We start from the raw sequence: 16,611 nt of genomic DNA, 5'->3' as shown, positions 1-16,611 counted from the left end.
TAATAGGCAAATCGGTCATTTCTGACCATCAAGTACCCCTACCGAAACGGACATTGCCCCCCTGAAGCAACCATTCCGCTCCTGATCATCTCGACTGGGACACCGGTTACCCCCGGGCGACTCGCACCCATGTATCCGTTATGGGTCGGATCACTTTCTACATGTGGTAACTCAGCCCTCACAAAGTGTCACGGTGGTCACAGCATGGCCAATGGGCCTTGTTGGAGATCCTGCACTGTGCTGGAATTCCACGGACCGCCGCGGGAACGAACCGGCGCGCAGGGGGCGCAACGCAGCGCCGAGTGGCGGCGGAAAGGGGAATCTGCGCCGGTCACTCAAGACCACCATGGGGGCGCGTTCAAGGCGCCCCCAAGACGCCGACACCGTCCCACCGTTCACGCGGAGGGGCGCCTGGTCCAGAGGTTGCGACGCTAGTGCAGGGACGTTTCAAGAGGGATGGCAGCGCTTCGGCGGAGCCGGAGCCGCGCGGCGGGACCGACCGCGGTTCCTCGCCCCAGCACGCCCAGAACCCGGGACCGGCGCAGGCCGGCGACAGCGGTGAGCGCTCCTCGCGCCCCGGCGCGCCCAAGGGCACCAACGGTGCCCCGAGCGCGGTGAACGGTGCTCCCGGCACCCCGCCCGCCGCGCCACCGAAGGCGAAGGGCCGCAGCGGCCCAGGCTCGCGAATAGCCCTGCGCAACTGGCGCATCTCCACGCGTCTGGTCTCGCTGCTCGCGCTGCCCGTCGTCGCCGCGACCTCGCTGGGCGCGCTGCGCATCAGCGACACCATGGACGAGATCCAGCAGCTCGAGAACATGAAGCTGCTGACCGACATGACCAAGCAGGCGACCAGGCTCGCCGCCGCGCTCCAGGACGAGCGCGACAAGTCGGCCGGTCCCCTCGCCCACGGCGCGACGGCGTCCAACTACACGGTCAAGGGCGCCCGGGACAAGACGGACCGCGCGCGTGCCGTCTTCATGGAGGGCACCCACCAGTTCGACGACGCGGACAACGACGAGAACCTCGACGGCGTCCGTGACAACGTCGTGGCCATCGCAACCCAGCTGAACACGCTCAGCGGCGTCCGCAACAACGCCTACCAGGACGAGGACAACTCCTCCCAGACGGTCGAGGCGTACCACCGGCTCATCGAGCAGCTGCTCGGCCTCTCCCAGGACATGGCCCAGGCGACCAGCAACCCGGAGATGATCCAGCGCACACGTGCCCTGGCGGCCTTCTCCACCGCCAAGGAGTACGCGTCCATCCAGCGTGCCGTCATCGCGGCGGCCCTGCCGGAGACCAACGCCACGTACGGCAACCTCTCCGAGAACGACCGGCAGTACGGTTTCTCGGCCTTCGAGAACCAGAAGGCCGAACTGACCAGCTTCTCCAGCATCTACGAGGGCAACTCGACCGAGCTGACGAAGCCGCTCGACGAGCCGAGCCCGACCATCAAGGCGGCCGACGACTACGCGGAGCGCGTGCTCAGGCGTGAGGGCGGTCTCGAGCTGCGCGGCAAGCGCTCGTACCTGGACTGGGTGGACGCCGACACCCCCAAGTACCAGGAAATGTCGAAGATCGAGCTCACGCTCCTCGACCAGATGGAGCAGAAGGCCCGTGAGCTGCGCAACGAGGCCCAGCAGGAAGCGATCATCTCCGGTGCGCTGATCCTGCTGGTGCTCGGTGTCTCGCTGGTCGGCGCCTTCGTGGTGGCCCGCTCCATGATCCGCTCGCTGCGCCGGCTCCAGGACACCGCGACCAAGGTCGCCCAGGAGCGTCTGCCCGAGCTGGTCAAGCAGCTGTCCGAGTCCGACCCGCAGGACGTCGACACGTCCGTCGAGTCGGTCGGTGTGCACTCCAAGGACGAGATCGGCCAGGTCGCCGCGGCCTTCGACGACGTGCACCGCGAGGCCGTACGACTGGCCGCCGAGCAGGCCCTCCTGCGAGGCAACGTCAACGCGATGTTCACCAACCTCTCGCGCCGCTCCCAGGGCCTGATCCAGCGCCAGCTGTCGCTGATCTCCGAACTGGAGTCCCGCGAGGCCGACCCGGACCAGCTGTCCTCGCTCTTCAAGCTCGACCACCTCGCGACCCGCATGCGCCGTAACGGTGAGAACCTCCTCGTTCTCGCCGGTGAAGAGCCCGGCCGCCGCTGGACCCGCCCGGTCCCGCTGGTCGACGTGCTCCGTGCCGCCGCCTCCGAGGTGGAGCAGTACGAGCGGATCGAGCTGTCCTCGGTCCCGACCACCGAGGTCGCCGGCCGGGTCGTCAACGACCTCGTGCACCTCCTCGCCGAGCTGCTGGAGAACGCCACCTCGTTCTCCTCGCCGCAGACCAAGGTCAAGGTCACCGGACACGCGCTGCCCGACGGCCGCGTACTTATCGAGATCCACGACACCGGCATCGGCCTCTCGCCCGAGGACCTCGCGGCGATCAACGAGCGACTCGCCTCGCCGCCCACCGTCGACGTCTCGGTCTCCCGCCGCATGGGCCTGTTCGTGGTCGGCCGGCTGTCGCAGCGGCACGGCATCCGCATCCAGCTGCGTCCGTCCGACTCCGGTGGTACGACCGCGCTGGTCATGCTGCCCGTCGATGTCGCCCAGGGCGGCAAGAAGGCTCCGGGCAAGCAGGGCCAGGGCGCTCCCACGGGCGGCGGCCCGGCCGCCGCGCAGGCCGCGGCCGGTGTCGCGGCCGCCCGTCGGGGCGGCGCCGGAAGCGGTCCCGCCCTCGGCGCGGGCGCTCCCGCCGCCGGCGGTCGGCTCAACGCCGGGCAGCAGCGCGGCCAGGTCGGTGCCGGCGCCGGACCGCGGGCCGCGCTGCCCAGGCCCGACGCGGGCGGTCGCCCGGGTGGGCCGGGCGGAGCGCGCGGCCCCCAGCAGCCTCCCCAGCCCCCGCAGGGCAGGCCGGCTCCGGCCGGTGCCCCGCAGGGCCTCCAGGCCACGGGTACGGGTGCGCCGCAGGGCTTCGACTTCAACGACAGTGGCCGACAGGACGCCTTCGGCGGCGGACGCCAGGACACCATGGGCGGCGGCAACCGCGGCCCCGTCCCCCCGCCGCCCCCGCAGCCCCCGCAGCGTGCGAACAACGCCGAGCAGGGCCGTCCCCAGCAGCCGCAGCTGCCGCCGCGCGGTGGTCCGCGCGCCGAGCTGCCCGGCGGAAACCCGCAGCCGCGGGTGCCGAGCTGGAGTGACGACAACGCGCAGCCTTCGGTGCCGCGTTCCTCGCTGGACACCCCGCGTGGCCACGAGGAGCCGGACGCCACCTCGCAGATGCCGCGGATCGACGACCGTCAGGGTCCCGGTTCCACGGGCGAGTACCCGCGGCCGGACTTCGACGCTCAGCGCCCCGGCGCGGGAGCGCAGCAGGGCGGCGGGCAGGGCAGCGGTCCGTTCGTCCGTCCGGACGTGTTCGGTGCGCCGAATCCTTCCGCCACAGGGCAGAACGGTGTGCAGAACGGTTCCGTCGGCGGTCGGTTCGACCGCCAGGACCCGTCCTCGACCGGCCAGTACGCGATGCCCGGCTACGACAGCGGCGCCAACGGCCAGTACGCCAACGGCCAGGCCAATGGCCAGTACGCGGCACCGGGCCGGGACGTGTCGCAGGACACCGGCCAGTTCCCGATGCCGGGCCAGGGCGAGCGGCAGGGCGGCGGTACCGGCCAGTTCGAGCGGCCGGGGACCAACGGCGCCCGGCCCCCGCAGCCGCAGCCCCGCCAGCACCTCCAGCGTCCGCAGCGTCGGCGCCCCGCGCTCCCCCAGGAGCCCGAGGCACTGCCGCCGGCGACGAGCCCCGGCGACGGGCGCACGCCGCTGTACGACACCCTGGAGACCAACTGGTTCAACCAGCCCCAGGGCGGCGGCAACGGTGCCCAGAGCGAGTCGGCTCCGCAGCAGCCCGCACAGGCTCCCGCGGCACCGCAGCGCCCGGCGTCCGCCGCACCCGCGTCCGCCTCCTGGCGGACCACCCCCAATGATGAACTCGGCCGCCAGGCCGAGCGGGTACGCCAGCCCTCCGCGGGTGGCGTGACCGTCTCGGGTCTGCCGCGCCGGGTCCCCCGCGCGAACCTCGTCGCGGGGACGGCTCAGCAGCAACAGCACCAAAGCGGTCCGCAGGTCTCGCGTGCGCCTGATGACGTACGCGGTCGGCTGACCAATCTTCGTAGGGGCATTCAGCAGGGCCGGCAGGCCGGAACCGGCCAGACCGGCAGCTTCCCCAGCCCCACTCACCAGCAGGAGCGTTAGTTGAGCCAGATGAGCCAGGCGGCACAGAACCTCAACTGGTTGATCACCAACTTCGTTGACAACACCCCCGGGGTGTCCCACACCGTCGTCGTCTCCGCCGACGGTCTCCTTCTGGCAATGTCCGAAGGCTTCCCGCGCGACCGCGCAGACCAGCTCGCGGCCGTGGCCTCCGGACTCACCTCACTCACGGCCGGCGCCTCCCGGATCTTCGAGGGCGGCACGGTCGCCCAGACAGTCGTCGAGATGGAACGCGGCTTCCTCTTCCTGATGTCCGTCTCGGACGGATCGTCCCTCGCGGTTCTCTCCCACCCGGACTGCGACATCGGCCTCGTCGGATACGAGATGGCGCTGCTCGTCGACCGTGCGGGCGCCGTACTCACACCGGATCTACGTGCCGAGCTCCAGGGCAGCCTGCTCCACTAGCAAGGTTTCACCGTACGAACAAAACCGTCCGGCCGCCCTCCCCCCACCGGCCCCGTCAGACGGCACGACTGACCGACTTGCTGTCCCGCCCGGAGGACCCACATGACCCCGCCCACCGCCTCTCACGATCCGTACGCCCAGCCGTACGAGGACGAGGGCGACCAGCCGCTGGTACGTCCGTACGCGATGACCGGCGGCCGGACCAGGCCGCGGTACCAGCTCGCCATCGAGGCACTGATCAGCACCGCGGCCGACCCGGCCGAGCTGATGGGACTGCTCCCTGAGCACCAGCGGATCTGCCACCTGTGCCGTGAAGTGAAGTCGGTGGCCGAAGTCTCGGCCCTCCTGTCCATGCCGCTGGGTGTGGCACGGATTCTCGTCGCGGACCTCGCGGAGGCCGGACTCGTCGCGATCCACCAGCCGGGTGGCGACGAGAGCAACGGCGGCGCCCCGGACGTGACACTGCTCGAAAGGGTGCTCAGTGGACTTCGCAAGCTCTGACGGAGGGCGGGCGACCACCTCCGCGAAGATCGTGGTGGCAGGTGGCTTCGGCGTCGGCAAGACCACGTTCGTGGGTGCCGTCTCCGAGATCAACCCGCTGCGCACCGAGGCCGTCATGACGTCCGCGAGCGCCGGGATCGACGACCTCACCCACACCGGGGACAAGACCACCACGACGGTGGCCATGGACTTCGGCCGTATCACCCTGGACCAGGACCTGATCCTGTACCTGTTCGGTACGCCGGGTCAGGACCGTTTCTGGTTCATGTGGGACGACCTGGTACGCGGCGCCATCGGCGCGGTCGTGCTGGTGGACACCCGCCGTCTCGCCGACTGTTTCCCCGCGGTCGACTACTTCGAGAACAGCGGCCTGCCCTTCGTGATCGCCCTCAACGGCTTCGACGGGCACCAGCCGTATACGCCCGACGAGGTCCGCGAGGCCCTGCAGATCGGTCCGGACGCCCCGATCATCACGACGGACGCCCGCCACCGCGCGGACGCCAAGAGCGCGTTGATTACCCTGGTCGAGCACGCTCTGATGGCGCGTCTGCGCTAGGGCCGTCCGGAGGACCATGGGTTGGCACTCAAGTCGGCAATGCCGTACGGCAGTTGTCGTAGACACACTGGAGCCGACTGTGTCGTTTGACACGGTCGGCCTTGGTGTTCATAACGTTTCGACAGAGATATTGAGTGGTATCGACACGCGTCGTTGCCGTCTGATGCCGCTGTGCTCACAAAGGCCCCGCCTTTTGGCGGGGCTCGCTCTTTATGACCGTTTTATCTGGGGCGTACGTCACTCGGAATCTTCGGTTCCGAGTGTTTGGAAGAGCACACCCTGACGTGCTGGAATGCGAGAACTGCCCAGTAGTAAGGGCCGGAAGACACATGCGGCACGACGACAGGTGCCGAGCCGAGAGGTTGTTGGTCGAGTGAGGCGAAGCAAGAACGGTCCCGAGCCGTCGGCACGGGGCAACTTCACCCCGCCGCCGCGCGGAGCGGCTCCCGCACACATGCCCGGCTCGGAGCCGACGGCCCCACCCGCTCCGAGCGGCGGCCGTTTCTCTCCGCGCAACTGGCGCGTGCCGACCAGGCTGAACGCGATCCTGCTCATACCCGTGGTGGTCGGCCTCGTCATGGGCGGCTTCCAGGTGAGGAGCTCGATCGACACCTGGCAGGAAGCCGAGGACGCCGAGAGCACCGCGCGTCTGGTGCGGGCCTCGCTGACGTACGCGAACGCCCTCATCGACGAGCGCGACATCACAGCAGCGCCGCTGCTGCAGGGCAAGAAGAACGACCCGGCCGTGGTCAACGCCCGCGCCGCCACCGACAAGGCCAAGGTCGGCTTCGACGAGGCCGCCGAGGGCGCGCCGGCCAAGGCGGGCCTGGAGCGCCGTCTCGCCCTGTTCCGCAAGGGCGAGACCGGTCTGAAGGATCTCCGTGCCGCCGCGTACACGAACAACCTCAAGGGTGTGGAGACCGAAGAGGGCTACGTCGAGATCCAGCACCCGCTGACGGAGTTCGCCAACGAGCTCGGCCTCGGCACCGGAAACATCACCAGCTACGGCCGCACGGTCTACGCCATCACGCTGGCGAAGGGCGCTCTGTCCCTGCAGCGCTCCATCGGTATGCACCTGATGGTCAAGCCGGGCCCCTCCGACACGAGCCTCGCCCAGCAGCGCGTCGCCCTCACCTCGTACGCGTACCTGGAACCCATCGCCATCCAGGAGTACGTCGGCGGTGGCACCGAGGCGGACGCCGCCAAGCTCGAGCAGACCCAGAAGCAGCTTGAGGCGGACGGCAAGAAGCAGGCCCAGGAGGCCGCCGCCAAGAACCCGGACTATGTCCCGCCGCCGTCCACCGTGGACATGATCCGGGGCATGGGCACGATCACGTCCACGGACCAGAGCATCCGGGAAGGCCTCGGCACGAAGGGCATCACCGCCGCGAACTGGTGGGCGGTCAACACCGCGAAGTTCAACGCTTACCGCACGATCGAGTCGGACTTCTCCAACAGGGCCGTGGCCGAGGCCTCGACCATCTCCGACAACGCCAAGCGCGACGCCATCATCACCGGTTCCGCCGTCGTGGTCGCCCTGCTCGCCGCGTTCATCCTGGCCAGTATGGTGGCGCGCCAGATGAGCCGCTCGATGCGCCAGCTGCGCAACGCGGCCTTCGGCGTCGCCGAGCAGCGTCTGCCGATGCTGGTCGACCAGCTCTCGCGTACCGACCCGGGCCGCGTCGACACCCGTGTCACGCCCATCCCGATCAACACCACGGACGAGATCGGCGAGGTCGCCCGCGCCTTCGACCAGGTCCACCGCGAGGCCGTCCGGCTCGCCGCCGAGCAAGCTCTGCTCCGTGGCAACATCAACGCGATCTTCACCAACCTGTCGCGCCGCAACCAGTCGCTGATCGAGGGCCAGCTGACCCTGATCACCGACCTGGAGAACAACGAGGCCGACCCGGACCAGCTGGAGAACCTCTTCCGCCTGGACCACCTCGCGACCCGTATGCGCCGCAACGGCGAGAACCTCCTGGTCCTCGCCGGCGAGGAGCCGGGCCGCCGCTGGGACCAGCCGGTCCCGCTGGTCGACGTGCTGCGCGCCGCCTCCTCCGAGGTGGAGCAGTACGAGCGCATCGAGCTGTCCGGCGTCCCGGAGGCCGAGATCCACGGCCGTGCGGTGACCGACCTCGTGCACCTGCTCGCCGAGCTCCTGGAGAACGCCACCACGTTCTCCTCCCCGCAGACCAAGGTCCGCGTCACCGCCACCCGGCTGCCCGACGGCCGCATCATGGTCGAGATCCACGACAAGGGCATCGGCCTCACCGCCGAGGACTTCGCGGACATCAACCACAAGCTGGCCAACCCGCCGACCGTGGACGTCGCGATCTCGCAGCGCATGGGCCTGTTCGTGGTCGGCCGGCTGTCCGACCGGCACGGCATCCGCGTCCAGCTGCGCCCCTCGGGCGAGCAGGCCGGTACGACGTCCCTCGTCATGCTCCCCGACGCGATCACCCACGGTGGCGGCGGCGAGCAGCAGTCGCAGCGCGACGACTTCACGGTCTCGCAGATCATCCCGGAGCAGCAGGCCTTCCAGGGCGAGCAGTTCCAGGGCCAGCTGCCGATGCGCACGGCCGCCGAGCTCGGTTTCGACGACAGCCGTTACACCGAGGTCCCGGACGACATACGCGAGCTGGACCCGGTGGGCCGCTCGCTGATGCGCGAGGAGCGCCGCGCGCAGCTGGAGGCCCAGGCAACCGAACCGGAGGGCGGGGCCCCGTCCTTCCCTGACGAGTTCGCCGCGCAGGCCGGCTACGACAACGGGCAGCCCGGGTACGACGGCGCACCGCCGGCCGCGTACACCGAATCTCCCGCGTACGACCAGCAGACGCCGTATGGGGAGCAGCAGCAGACGTCGTACGACGAGACGTACTTCCCGCCGAACGGCGGTTACCCGGAACCGGGTTATGCGGAGCCGGTCCAGGAGGAGCACCAGGCGGCTCACGGCTCGCCGCGGGACACGTTCGCGGGCTTCGAAGACCAGTCCTACCAGGACGACTGGCCGCAGCAGGAGACGTACCAGAGCGACTACCGGTCCGAGTACGCTCCGGAAGCGGAACCCGCGCAGGCCGCTGACGTGGCCGAGCAGGACCGCGTAGGCTTCGATCGTCCGGGACCGGCTGCCTCCGCCGCCCACGCGCTGACCGACGCCGGGCTTCCGCGCCGCGGATCCACCGACGCCGGGCTTCCCCGCCGCGGATCCACCGCGAGCGGCAACGGCCAGCAGGCCGTGAGCCAGGAGGCGCCCGCGTCCCCGGACAAAAATGGCAGCAACGGCAGTGGCGGCAACGGTTCCGGCAACCCCGACTGGCGGTCGTCCAACGACCAGATGTGGCAGCGCGCCGAGCAGCTGAAGAAGCCCAAGGCGGGCGGAGTCACCTCCTCCGGTCTGCCGCGGCGGGTACCCAAGGCCAATCTGGTCGAGGGCACCGCGGAATCGACCCCGCAGGGAGGCCCTCAGGTCTCCCGCGCTCCCGAGGACGTCCGGGGCAGGCTGAGCAACCTGCGCCGGGGCGTGCAGCGGGGACGCAACGCAGGTAGTGACACGAACGGCCAGGGCTTCGGCCCTGACAGCACCTACAACCAGGAGCGTTAGTGTGAGCCCGATGAGCCAGGCGGCACAGAACCTGAACTGGTTGATCACCAACTTCGTGGACAACACCCCCGGGGTGTCCCACACGGTGGTGGTCTCCGCCGACGGACTCCTTCTGGCGATGTCCGAAGGGTTCCCGCGCGACCGTGCCGACCAGCTGGCGGCCGTCGCGTCGGGCCTTACCTCACTGACCGCGGGCGCGTCCCGGATCTTCGAGGGCGGGAGCGTGAACCAGACAGTTGTGGAGATGGAGCGAGGATTCCTCTTCATCATGTCCATTTCCGATGGTTCGTCTCTCGCAGTACTCGCACATCCGGAAGCGGACATCGGTCTCGTCGGGTACGAGATGGCCCTTCTGGTGGACCGTGCCGGTACGGTCCTGACGCCGGATCTGCGTGCCGAGCTCCAGGGGAGCCTTCTCAACTAGCAGACAAGCGATGCGTTTTGGCGTCCCGTGGCCGTAAGGTTTCGGGACGCGGCTCCACAGTGATGGGCCCGGCACAGTCGGAGGAGGAGAAAGTGGCAACACCCCCAGGCGGTTCGTCTTCGGGCAACTGGTCGTATGGCCCTGGCCAGGGTCAGAGCGGCAACGACTCGCCGAATCGGTACAACTTCCCCTCCGCACCGACGCCGCGGCGGCAGCAGCCGTACGCACCCCAGGGCCCCCAGGGTCCCGGTCCCTCGCCGTACGACCAGCCGCCGGCGCCGCGCATCCAGCCCGTGCAGCCGCACCGACGCTCCCCCGAACCGTCGCCCGCGGGAGGCGCCAGCAATCCCCTGGTGCGCCCGTACGCGATGACCGGCGGCCGCACCAGGCCGCGATACCAGCTCGCCATCGAGGCACTGGTGCACACCACCGCACAGCCGCACCAGATGCAGGGCCAGTTGCCCGAGCATCAGCGGATCTGCAACCTCTGCCGGGAGATCAAGTCGGTGGCCGAAGTCTCGGCCCTCCTGACGATCCCTCTCGGCGTGGCCAGGATTCTCGTCGCCGACTTGGCGGAGGCGGGCCTGGTCGCCATCCATCAGCCCGGCGGCGATGAAAACGCCGGCGGTCAGCCAGACGTGACTTTGCTCGAAAGGGTGCTCAGTGGACTTCGCAAGCTCTAGCGGAGGGCCTTCCCGCTCCACCACGTCCGCGAAGATCGTGGTGGCGGGCGGCTTCGGCGTGGGCAAGACCACGTTCGTCGGGGCCGTCTCGGAGATCAACCCGCTGCGTACCGAGGCCGTGATGACGTCCGCGTCGGCGGGCATCGACGACCTGACCCACACCGGGGACAAGACGACGACCACCGTCGCCATGGACTTCGGCCGTATCACCCTGGACCAGGACCTGATCCTGTACCTGTTCGGTACGCCCGGCCAGGACCGCTTCTGGTTCATGTGGGACGACCTGGTACGCGGCGCCATCGGCGCGATCGTCCTGGTCGACACCCGCCGTCTCGCCGACTGCTTCCCCGCGGTCGACTACTTCGAGAACAGCGGCCTGCCGTTCGTCATCGCGCTGAACGGCTTCGACGGCAACCAGCCGTACAACCCGGACGAGGTCCGGGAAGCGCTCCAGATCGGCCCTGACACCCCGATCATCACGACGGACGCCCGTCACCGCGCGGACGCCAAGAGCGCGCTCATCACGCTCGTCGAGCACGCCCTGATGGCGCGCCTGCGCTAGCGCTCCGCTTGGTACGAAAAGCTGGGGGCGCCCTCCGAGTCGGAGGGCGCCCCCAGCTTTTCGCTTCCGAGGGGCCCGGGGAACAGAGTCCGAAGGGCGGCGCGGGAGACTGCTTTTCCGGGGCGCGGGGCTGTGTCGATATACGGCTCCGCCGCGATGGGGGTCCCCGCGCTCGAGCGAAGTCGAGAGTGGGGGAGCGAGCAACCACGGACAACCGCAGCCTACAAACGCCCCACACCCCAACGGCGCTCGCCAGGGCGCACGATGAAGGGCCCCTCCGCCGGGAGGGGCCCTTCATCAAGTACGGCTCAGCGGCGCAGCCTACCCGTGCCAGCTGTGCGGCGCCCGGAACCCGGGCTCCCGCTCCAGCCGGCGCCAGCCGGCCTTGGCGCGGCCGCGGTGGGCAGGGGCGTCAGCGGGAGCGGAGGCGGCACGGGCCAGGAGGATCGCTGTGAGGGCGGCGACTTCCTCGGGCTCGGCGTGGCCCTTCTCGACGCGAATATCAGGCATGTCCATAGGTGTCAGTCTCCGTGAGAGAGAGGTCCGCGGGGTTGCCGCGACGGGTCCGCGAAGTTACTGAGGGGAGTTACTGAGGCGGGTTGCCGTGTTTGCGGGAGGGCAGGTCGGCGTGCTTGTTGCGGAGCATCGCGAGGGAGCGGATGAGGACTTCACGGGTTTCGGCGGGGTCGATGACGTCGTCGACCAGGCCGCGCTCGGCCGCGTAGTAAGGGTGCATCAGCTCGGCCTTGTACTCCTTGACCATGCGCACGCGCATCGCCTCGGGGTCCTCCGCCTCCGCGATCTGGCGGCGGAAGATGACGTTCGCCGCCCCCTCCGCGCCCATCACGGCGATCTCGTTGGTCGGCCACGCGTACGTGAGGTCCGCACCGATGGACTGGGAGTCCATGACGATGTAGGCACCTCCGTAAGCCTTGCGCAGGATCAGTGAGATCCGCGGCACGGTCGCGTTGCAGTACGCGTACAGCAGTTTCGCGCCGTGGCGGATGATGCCTCCGTGCTCCTGGTCGACACCCGGGAGGAACCCGGGGACATCCAGCAGCGTGATGATCGGGATGTTGAAAGCGTCGCACATCTGGACAAAACGCGCAGCTTTTTCCGATGCCTCGATGTCCAGGACGCCCGCGAGGGACTGCGGTTGGTTGGCGACGATGCCGACCACCTGTCCGTCGAGCCGGGCGAGGGCGCAGATGATGTTGCGGGCCCAGCGCTCGTGGATCTCCAAGTAGTCGCCGTCGTCGACGAGTTCCTCGATGACCTTGGTCATGTCGTACGGGCGGTTGCCGTCCGCGGGGACCAGGTCGAGGAGCACGTCCGAGCGGCGGTCCGCCGGGTCCTCGCAGGCCGTGTGGGGCGGGTTCTCGCGGTTGTTCTGCGGCAGCATCGACAGGAGGTAGCGGACCTCCGCGATGCAGGTCTCCTCGTCGTCGTACGCGAAGTGCGCGACACCGCTCGTCTCCGCGTGGACGTCCGCGCCACCGAGCCCGTTCTGGGTGATCTCCTCGCCGGTGACCGCCTTGACGACGTCCGGGCCGGTGATGAACATCTGCGAGGTCTCGCGGACCATGAACACGAAGTCCGTCAGGGCGGGGCTGTAGGCCGCGCCGCCCGCGCACGGGCCGAGCATCACCGAGATCTGCGGGATGACCCCGGAGGCACGGGTGTTGCGCTGGAAGATGCCGCCGTACCCGGCGAGGGCCGACACACCTTCCTGGATACGGGCGCCGGCGCCGTCGTTGAGCGACACCAGGGGCGCCCCGGCCGCGATGGCCATGTCCATGATCTTGTGGATCTTCGTGGCGTGGGCCTCGCCCAGCGCGCCGCCGAAGATACGGAAGTCGTGCGCATACACGAAGACCGTGCGCCCCTCGACCGTCCCCCAACCGGTGATCACACCGTCCGTGTACGGCTTCTTGGACTCCAGGCCGAACCCGGTCGCCCGGTGCCGACGCAACTGCTCGACCTCCTGGAACGAACCGGCGTCCAGCAGGAGCTCGATCCGCTCCCGGGAGGTCAGCTTGCCCTTGGCGTGCTGGGCCGCGGTCGCCTTGTCGCTGGGGCCGCGCAGAGCCTCCGCACGGATCGCGTGCAGCTCGGCAACGCGCCCGCGGGCGTCCGTGGGTTCGTCGGCCGAGGGTGCGGTCTCCGAGGATGCGGTCTCGTCCAAAACGGTCATGTAGCGACCTTACGAAGCCCACCAAGGAAAGGGGGCCATCGACTCCGTACAGTCTCCGGCCCGTTTTACTGGTAGCCCTGAACAGAACCCCGACCGCATGCAGGCGATCTGACTGCTCAGGGGGCATTCGGCTTGTAGAGGTCACACAAAGCGATCAGCTGAGAGCCACCTCACATTCGTGCGTGGCGCATGCCTTCCCCGGGGTGACGCGCAGCCTCAGCCGACGCCCGGTGTCGAGCACCTCGACCGTCGGATCGGCGCGCACGACCCGGCGTACAGGGTGGTCCCAGACGACCTCCAGGGCCTCTCCGGTCCGCGGAGGTTCGCTCACGCAGAGGGTAGCGGTGCGGCCCCGGCGGCGCACGAGCATGCTCGCGGCGGCCGAGGCGGTGAGCGGGCCGGCCGTGCCCGCCTGCCAGAAGTTGGCGGCGATCAGGCCCAGGTGCGCCACGGAGACGGCCTGGCGGCCGGAGTCATTGGCGAGGACCGACAGGCGACGGCGGTCGGCGGCGCGGGCGGCGACCGTGCGGCGGGAGGCGCCGGGGAGGGCCACGTACGCGTACGTCGCGTCCACCGGGTCCGTGCCGTGGTCGAGCCAGAGGGTCTCCCAGCGGCGGGTACGGCGCTCGGTGGTGCCGGCTGTGTTGATGTCGGACCAGGCTCCGGTGCGGTCCTCGCGGAGAGTGCGCAGGGTGGCCTCACCATGGAGAATCCAGCCGCCGTGGCCCTCCAGGTGGGCCCAGCGAGGCCCTCGTACGAAGGTCTGGGTGCCGCCCTCCCCCAGGTTCCGGTTGTCGACGACCGTCTCGACCGGGACGCCGTCCGTGGCGGTGATCCCCGAGCCGAGGCAGACGATCTCGTCCGCGAGGCAGAACCACGACTTGCGGGCCTCCAGGGTCGACCCGAGCCCCTTCAGGTGCTGCCCGACCGCCGCGAACTCCCCGTCCGTCGTGCCGCCGACCCACCGCACCGCCGGCTTGGGCTCGCCCCACTCGCCACCCGCCTTGTCGGCAAGTCGCTTGGTGGACACGGTCGTTCCGGGCAGCCGGTACCAGTCGACGGTCGGCCAGAACCAGTCCGTGTACTGGTCGCTTCTGCCCTCGGCCCACCAATAGAGCATCCCGGCACCCGTGTGCCAGCCGCGCGGGTTCTCTCCGTTGCCGCACTCGTAGTAAGCGATCCGGTCGCTCGCCATGGCGATGTTCGCGGTGAAGGAAGGGCGACGGTGGACGGCCCGGTCCATGGCGGCGAAGAGGCGGTGGCCGACCGGCTCGGGTGCGGGCGCGGCCGCCGAGTCGGCGACGGCGTGCAGCCGCGCCAGATCGGCGACCCCGAACTGACGTGCCGTCAAGATCGGCGTGACCGTGTCCCGTTCGATCCATCCCTTGATCCGTCCGTGCCAGCGCTCGCGCTCCGCCGCGTCGGCGCCCTGGGCGAGGAGCGCGAGCGCGGCGATCAGTGCCTGTCCGTGGAAGTGGTCGCCGCGCATGACCTGGCGGTCGTCGCTCTTGAGGTAACCCCGGCTGATGGCCCGCCCGTTGACGCTGTCCATCATCAACCCGTCGTGGATCAGGGGCGCGTACGCATGCTCCACGCTGTCGAGAATGATCCGCTTGCCGGGATCGGTCACCTCCCAGGTCGAGCCGTCCAGCAGCGCGAAGAGGCGGCCGAGTCCGTCGAGCAGGACCTGTCCGTACGTCCCCGAGTACGCGACCCAGGTGTGCTGGACGAACGACCCGTCGGCGTACAGCCCGTCCCCCTGCGTGACGTACGGGAAGACCGGCGAGAGCGCGTCCCGGGCGAGCGCGAGCTTCTCCGGGGCGCGGCCGAGGATGCCGCGGAGGGCGACCGAGCGGCAGAGGTCGACGCGGTTGGCGCCGGTCGAGGTGCCGGAGTAGTCGCGGAGCATGGCGTCGGGGATGAAGTGGTCGACGGCGGCGCAGGCGGCGGCGACTCGGGCCTCCGTCAGCTCGTCGTGGAGGGCGGCCGCGATGTCCATGAGGAGACGGGGGCTGCCGATCTGCCACTCCCACCAGTTGCCGTAGCGGGTGGTGGAGGGGTTGTAGATGGTGGTCGAGAGGTGGTCGAGGCCGCGGAGGATGCCCGCCCGGAGGGTCGCGTCGCCGGTCGAGCCGGTGCCCTCCTGGAGGTACGCCTGCGTCATCGTCCACAGCCTGTTGTAGCTCTGGGTGATACCGGAGGGCGGGTCGAAGGGGTGGCCCGGCCAAAGGGACGTGGGCGTCGGGGCCATGGACCCGCGGAAACCGCGGGCGAGTTCGCCGGTCTCGGCGAGGCGGGCGGCGTACGGCTCGGCGGTCGGGTCGTAACCGGCACCCAGGGCGATCTCGAGCCAGCGGTGACGGAGGGTGTCGTATTCGTCTTCATCGTCGGCCGCCGCGTACGCGGCGGGAGTGAGCGCGAGCGTCGAGCAGGCGCCAGCCGTGAGCGCCGCTGCCAGCAGGAACGTACGGCGGGTGGGGGTCATGGCAGGCGATGGTGCCCGAAGTGTCCGCTGTTCACCAGAGGGGCAACGGGTGGCCTTAGGCGTAGACCATTGGCAACCCTGCGTAATCGGCACAATGCGCCACGCTTTAAGTTGAAACCCGTACGGAATAGGTCTATGGTCGCTGTCGTTGAAGGTTCAACAGGTTCCACAGATTGAACAGCCAGCTTCGGCGCAAGGCCGGGGCTCGTCCCCCAAGGAGCTAGTCATGGGTCTCTTCGGCCGCAAGGACTCCACCACCGCCACCGCCACCGCTGCGCCTGCCGCCGCGGTGAACCCCGAGCTGGCCGCCGTCACCGGCGATTACGCGATCGACCCCTCCCACTCGGCGATCGGTTTCGTGGCCCGCCACGCCATGGTCACCAACGTCAAGGGCGGCTTCCTCGACTTCTCCGGCAGCCTCCACCTGGACGGCACGGACCCCTCGCAGTCGACCGCGTTCATCGACGTCAAGATGGACAGCATCGACACCGGTTCCGCCGACCGTGACGGTCACCTGAAGAGCGCGGACTTCTTCAAGACGGAGGAGTTCCCGACCATGACGTTCCGCTCCACCAAGGCGGAGGCCCTGGGCGGCGACGACTACCGCATCACCGGTGACCTGTCGATCCTCGGCACCACCAAGCAGTTCTCCATCGACCTGGAGTTCAACGGCTCCGCGAAGGACCCGTTCGGCAACGAGCGCGTCGGCTTCGAGGGCAAGGCGGAGCTCCTGCGCTCCGAGTGGGGCCTGTCCTGGAACGCGGCGCTGGAGACCGGGGGCGTTCTCGTCTCCGACAAGATCAAGCTGAGCTTCGACATTTCGGCGATCAAGAACGTCGGCTGAGGCTGAGACTTTCGCCGGAACACTGAGCGCGCCCGCCCTCCTCCGCTGTATCCGGAGGGCGGGCGCTCGGCATGCCCGTACGGAACTGCGTCATCCA

The 16,611-nt window shown here is 69.4% G+C and carries 12 protein-coding genes; 9 read left to right on the top strand and 3 right to left on the bottom strand.

Annotated elements, in window-relative coordinates; all coding sequences use genetic code 11:
* Positions 1–434: 434 nt before the first annotated feature.
* The 8 genes from ACTWQR_RS13580 to ACTWQR_RS13545 all read left to right on the top strand — a co-directional run bounded on the left by ACTWQR_RS13580 (position 435) and on the right by ACTWQR_RS13545 (position 10,991).
* Positions 435–4,241 carry a nitrate- and nitrite sensing domain-containing protein gene (locus tag ACTWQR_RS13580; protein WP_443227273.1) on the top strand — a complete coding sequence of 1,269 codons (3,807 nt, stop codon included), beginning with the start codon at positions 435–437 and terminating at the stop codon, positions 4,239–4,241.
* Between the two features lie 9 nt (positions 4,242–4,250).
* Positions 4,251–4,664 carry a roadblock/LC7 domain-containing protein gene (locus ACTWQR_RS13575; RefSeq protein WP_044471908.1) on the top strand — a complete coding sequence of 138 codons (414 nt, stop codon included), beginning with the start codon at positions 4,251–4,253 and terminating at the stop codon, positions 4,662–4,664.
* A gap of 102 nt (positions 4,665–4,766) precedes the next feature.
* Positions 4,767–5,165: a DUF742 domain-containing protein gene (locus tag ACTWQR_RS13570; RefSeq protein WP_266495367.1), complete on the top strand. Its 399-nt coding sequence runs from the start codon at positions 4,767–4,769 to the stop codon at positions 5,163–5,165.
* Positions 5,146–5,721, top strand: a complete 576-nt coding sequence (locus ACTWQR_RS13565; protein WP_055614002.1) for a GTP-binding protein — start codon at positions 5,146–5,148, stop codon at positions 5,719–5,721. The genes ACTWQR_RS13570 and ACTWQR_RS13565 overlap by 20 nt, the downstream gene beginning before the upstream one ends.
* A gap of 373 nt (positions 5,722–6,094) precedes the next feature.
* Entirely contained in the window at positions 6,095–9,322 is a 3,228-nt protein-coding gene (locus ACTWQR_RS13560) for a nitrate- and nitrite sensing domain-containing protein (protein ID WP_443227272.1), read from the top strand.
* A gap of 10 nt (positions 9,323–9,332) precedes the next feature.
* The gene (locus ACTWQR_RS13555) at positions 9,333–9,746 is read left to right on the top strand and encodes a roadblock/LC7 domain-containing protein (RefSeq protein WP_033321188.1); all 414 of its coding nucleotides are present in this window, start codon (positions 9,333–9,335) and stop codon (positions 9,744–9,746) included.
* A gap of 92 nt (positions 9,747–9,838) precedes the next feature.
* The gene (locus ACTWQR_RS13550; RefSeq protein ID WP_443227271.1) at positions 9,839–10,429 is read left to right on the top strand and encodes a DUF742 domain-containing protein; all 591 of its coding nucleotides are present in this window, start codon (positions 9,839–9,841) and stop codon (positions 10,427–10,429) included.
* The gene (locus tag ACTWQR_RS13545; RefSeq protein WP_026248371.1) at positions 10,410–10,991 is read left to right on the top strand and encodes a GTP-binding protein; all 582 of its coding nucleotides are present in this window, start codon (positions 10,410–10,412) and stop codon (positions 10,989–10,991) included. The genes ACTWQR_RS13550 and ACTWQR_RS13545 overlap by 20 nt, the downstream gene beginning before the upstream one ends.
* A gap of 321 nt (positions 10,992–11,312) precedes the next feature.
* On the opposite strand, the gene ACTWQR_RS13540 is transcribed toward ACTWQR_RS13545, so the two are convergent.
* From ACTWQR_RS13540 to ACTWQR_RS13530, 3 genes are all read right to left on the bottom strand, one after another.
* Complete coding sequence (locus ACTWQR_RS13540) at positions 11,313–11,507, bottom strand: acyl-CoA carboxylase subunit epsilon (protein WP_443227270.1); 195 nt, start codon at positions 11,505–11,507, stop codon at positions 11,313–11,315.
* A gap of 70 nt (positions 11,508–11,577) precedes the next feature.
* The gene (locus ACTWQR_RS13535; protein WP_443227269.1) at positions 11,578–13,185 is read right to left on the bottom strand and encodes an acyl-CoA carboxylase subunit beta; all 1,608 of its coding nucleotides are present in this window, start codon (positions 13,183–13,185) and stop codon (positions 11,578–11,580) included.
* Between the two features lie 154 nt (positions 13,186–13,339).
* Complete coding sequence (locus tag ACTWQR_RS13530; protein ID WP_443227268.1) at positions 13,340–15,670, bottom strand: polysaccharide lyase 8 family protein; 2,331 nt, start codon at positions 15,668–15,670, stop codon at positions 13,340–13,342.
* A gap of 226 nt (positions 15,671–15,896) precedes the next feature.
* On the opposite strand from ACTWQR_RS13530, the gene ACTWQR_RS13525 reads away from it, so the two are divergent.
* Positions 15,897–16,514 carry a YceI family protein gene (locus ACTWQR_RS13525; RefSeq protein WP_443227267.1) on the top strand — a complete coding sequence of 206 codons (618 nt, stop codon included), beginning with the start codon at positions 15,897–15,899 and terminating at the stop codon, positions 16,512–16,514.
* Positions 16,515–16,611: the final 97 nt, after the last annotated feature.

The sequence above is a fragment of the Streptomyces sp. 2A115 genome (assembly GCF_052245575.1).
Taxonomy (GTDB): domain Bacteria; phylum Actinomycetota; class Actinomycetes; order Streptomycetales; family Streptomycetaceae; genus Streptomyces.
Note: the sequence above shows the minus strand (reverse complement) of the source record. Positions and strands in the feature narration are given on the sequence as shown.